Below are 3,643 nucleotides of genomic sequence, written 5' to 3'. Positions count from 1 at the left end.
TCATCAAAGCTTAAAAAGAAACCGGGACATCTGCATGTTCCGGTTTTTTTATTGTACATCATTTGATAATCCTTCCGGAAGAATATAGTCAACTGGTCTCTATAAACTGAAATGTTGGTGGCAATAAAAGGGCCTGCGGCTTGCAGGGCCTAATAAAGACGAAATGAGATAGGAATGGAATAAGGTACTTCAGCTAATTTTCCGTCCTGGATTCCCGGCTGAAAAACTGGCAGTAGTGATATTATCCTTTTCGCTTCTGTACTGAGTACGGGATGGGGACTTTGCATCTTAAGGTTGGTAACTCTGCCCCTTTTATCAATAGTAAATATCATATAAACAACACCCTGAATCCCTCTTTCCAGGGCTTTCGCAGGATATCTGAAATGCTTCCTAATATGGTTTTGCATATTCTCCTGAAACCCCTGACGGTCAAGTTCATCACCCCGTCGCGGACTGTTGGGGAACAAGGGGATGAGTTGAACAATGCCACCTGAGTAGGTTTCAGCAACCGGAAGAGACTTTATTGCTTTGCTTTTACTCTGGAGAAGGAATCGGTAATTGAATTTATGAGAAGAAGGATATATGCCATCGTTGTAATGAGTCACATGAAATGATTCCTGAGACAAAGCATTATCAAGGAGTTCATTAATCTTCTTCTTTACAGCATCATTTTTAAGCGCAAAAAAGAACCGCTTCTTTTTAATTTCTCCATTGGGATTTACCGAGAGTTCAACAGAAAATTTTAAGGTATCACGCTTAATCTTCCTTTGATATTTTTCAAGGATGGATTTGATTCGGGATTCGATCAAACTGTTTGTACAGGCATTTTGATCTTGCTCCTGCGAACATGAAATTGCCGTAATCAGCTCAGCTTCAGTGGGGAATTTAAAAACCTCAGATTCCTGAGCGCTGAGACCTATCCCAATGAAGAGCGCAATTGCAAAGAAACATGATTTAATCATAAAGGTAGCGATCTAAACTGCGACTACTCCCTTGATATGCGGATGGGGGTCATAATTAAGCAGGGTGAAGTCTTCGAATTTAAATCCAAAAATGTCCCTGACTTCCGGATTGAGTACCATCTGAGGGAGTGGCCTGGGCTCCCGGCTGAGTTGAAGTTCAATTTGCTCCATATGGTTGCTGTAAATATGGGCATCTCCAAAGGTGTGGATAAATTCCCCGGGTTCCAGTCCGGTTACCTGCGCAACCATAAGCGTAAATAAGGCATAGGAGGCAATATTAAACGGAACTCCCAGGAAGATATCGGCACTGCGCTGATACAGCTGGCAACTCAGTTTCCCGTCTGCCACGTAAAACTGAAAAAAAGCATGGCAGGGGGGGAGTGCCGCTTTACCCTGGGCAACATTTTCTGCAAAGGACTTGGAGGTATCCGGTAAAACGCTCGGGTTCCATGCAGTTACCATCAGCCGCCTGCTGTCCGGGTTGGTTTTGATGTTGTGGATAAGTTGTTCGATCTGGTCGATACCATCCCCATTCCAGTTCCGCCACTGATACCCGTAAACCGGCCCCAGATCACCCGCTTCATTGGCCCATTCATTCCAAATGCGAACGCCATTCTCCTGCAGATAGGCAATGTTGGTGTCGCCTTTCAGGAACCAGAGCAATTCATGTATAATGGATTTCAGGTGCAACTTTTTGGTCGTAACCAGGGGGAACCCTTCCTGCAGGTCAAACCGCATCTGGTAACCAAAAACACTTAATGTGCCTGTTCCCGTACGGTCAGACTTCTTGCACCCGTTTTCCAGTACATGTTTGAGCAAGTCGTGGTATTGTTTCATCCGTTTTTCTGTTTATGGAATACTGCCTTTAAGCAAAATTTCGACGGTAGTTTCAAAAGTACAAATTCAGGTCTAGCTTCAAAAAAAAGCCCGGGGCAGTTATCCACAGGATTATCAACCTGTGCCCATTACGCTCCGTAGGCTTCAAGCAAAAGGGAACGGATACGCCCCTTGGTGGCTTCATCAGCAAAAGCGTGTTTTATGGCTTCCAGGTTACATTTTTTGAAGTGTTCTTTCGACCAGCCAAATACAGCCTCCAGTTTTTTGTATTCGTTTTCCAGGTTAGTGTCTGAAATGGTTCGGGCATCGGTATTGATGCTCAGGGAATGCCCATCCATATACAGTTTATCCACCGGATGGTCAGCAATGGCATCAAATACATCAACCTGAATATTACTGGTGGGGCACACCTCAAGATGCAGCTCTTTTTCGCGAATAAATTTCAGCAGGCTTTCATCTTCAATACTCCTAACCCCGTGCCCTATGCGAAGGGGGTGGAAATTCCTGATGGTTTCCCAAACACTGTGGGCCCCGCATGCTTCTCCTGCATGAGCGGTACACTTGATGCCCTTCTCCCGGGCGTAATCAAATGCCTTTTGGTGCGCATCTATGGGGTAACCCGCCTCATCACCCGCGATATCCAGGCCCACTACCAGCGTATCCTTGAATTTTGAAACCAGCTGGGCAGTCTTCAGACTTTGCGCTTCATTAAAACGCCTCAGGGTGCAGAGGATGATCCTGGCTTCTACCTGATGGGCCGCCATCCCTTCCTGGCAGGCCTCCATGACCACCGCTATCACCTCTTCCGGACTCAGACCCTTCATAGTGTGCAATAAAGGGGCAAAACGGATTTCTGCATAAATAACATGGTCTGCCTTAAGCTGCCTGAAGAGATCAAGGGTTACCAGTTGCAATTGTTCCCTCGTTTGCATAAGTTCAAACCCCTTCACTGCCCTGCTTAAATAGTCGGCGAGGTCTGTGCACTTTGGCGGGGCCACGAAACTGGACCTGTACTTTTCATAGCTTAGGTTGGGCTGTATGCTTCTGGCAACCTCGTAACTCAATGAGCAATCCAAATGGAGGTGGAGTTCAATTTTAGGAAGGCGACTAAAGTCCATTTAGATGTAGATATTTTCTTTTCTGCTCGTGATCTCTCAGCCTAAAATCATTCCTGCTATAGTAGCCGAGAGAAGAGAGGCAAGGGTACCTCCAAGGACGGCTTTCATCCCGAATTCAGATAAGGTTTTGCGCTGGCCCGGGGCTAGTGATCCGATGCCGCCTATCTGAATACCTATCGAGGCAAAATTGGCAAACCCACAGAGCATATAAGTGGCCATGATCACGGATTTATTAAAGCCGAAATGGGGGGCAGCGGCCAGGTTTTTTAGCTCGGCCAGCTGGATGTACCCCACAAATTCGCTGGCGGCAAGTTTTATCCCCAGCAATTGCCCCATTAACATGATATCTTCAGTGTTTACCCCGATCAACCACATCAGGGGGGCAAAAATCACTCCGAGGATGGCTTCAAGAGAAAACTGCTCATAGGTACTGTTGGCTGCAATCCAGTCGTTAAGTGAGGTGAAATCCCCTACCCAGCCCAGGATGCCATTGATCATGGCGATAAAGGCGATAAACACAAGTAGCATAGCGGCTACGTTGACCGCCAGTTTCAGGCCCTCTGTAGTACCATTGGCAATGGCGTCGAGCAGGTTGGTGCCGATCTTATCCTGAGTAATCTGAATCTCTTTGTTGATGGCTTCGGTCTGGGGATAGAGCATTTTCGAAACCACTATTGCCCCGGGTGCCGCCATGACTGAGGCTGCCAGGAGATGCCGTGCGAACTC

4 protein-coding genes are annotated in these 3,643 nt (G+C 46.8%); all 4 read right to left on the bottom strand.

Features of this window, described 5'->3' with window-relative positions; all coding sequences use genetic code 11:
* Positions 1 to 149: 149 nt before the first annotated feature.
* Positions 150 to 962, bottom strand: coding sequence for an energy transducer TonB (locus AC4E7D_RS12800; RefSeq protein ID WP_490174180.1), 813 nt, complete (start codon positions 960 to 962; stop codon positions 150 to 152).
* A 12-nt stretch (positions 963 to 974) separates the two neighbouring features.
* On the bottom strand, positions 975 to 1,799 hold the full coding sequence (locus AC4E7D_RS12795; protein ID WP_490174179.1) for a thymidylate synthase: 825 nt from the start codon (positions 1,797 to 1,799) through the stop codon (positions 975 to 977).
* 128 nt (positions 1,800 to 1,927) lie between these two features.
* Entirely contained in the window at positions 1,928 to 2,917 is a 990-nt protein-coding gene (add, locus tag AC4E7D_RS12790) for an adenosine deaminase (protein ID WP_490174178.1), read from the bottom strand.
* Positions 2,918 to 2,953: 36 nt separating this feature from the next.
* Positions 2,954 to 3,643 (bottom strand): nucleoside transporter C-terminal domain-containing protein (locus tag AC4E7D_RS12785; RefSeq protein WP_490174177.1); only part of this gene is annotated, 690 nt, incomplete at its 5' end.

This window comes from Lentiprolixibacter sp. (genome assembly GCF_982873095.1).
Note: the sequence above shows the minus strand (reverse complement) of the source record. Positions and strands in the feature narration are given on the sequence as shown.

What these genes read in the sequence shown, in the direction of transcription:
- AC4E7D_RS12800 (WP_490174180.1), bottom strand. Translation starts at nt 962, where the DNA reads ATGATTAAATCATGTTTCTTTGCAATTGCGCTCTTCATTGGGATAGGT.
- AC4E7D_RS12795 (WP_490174179.1), bottom strand. Translation starts at nt 1,799, where the DNA reads ATGAAACAATACCACGACTTGCTCAAACATGTACTGGAAAACGGGTGC.
- add (WP_490174178.1), bottom strand. Translation starts at nt 2,917, where the DNA reads ATGGACTTTAGTCGCCTTCCTAAAATTGAACTCCACCTCCATTTGGAT.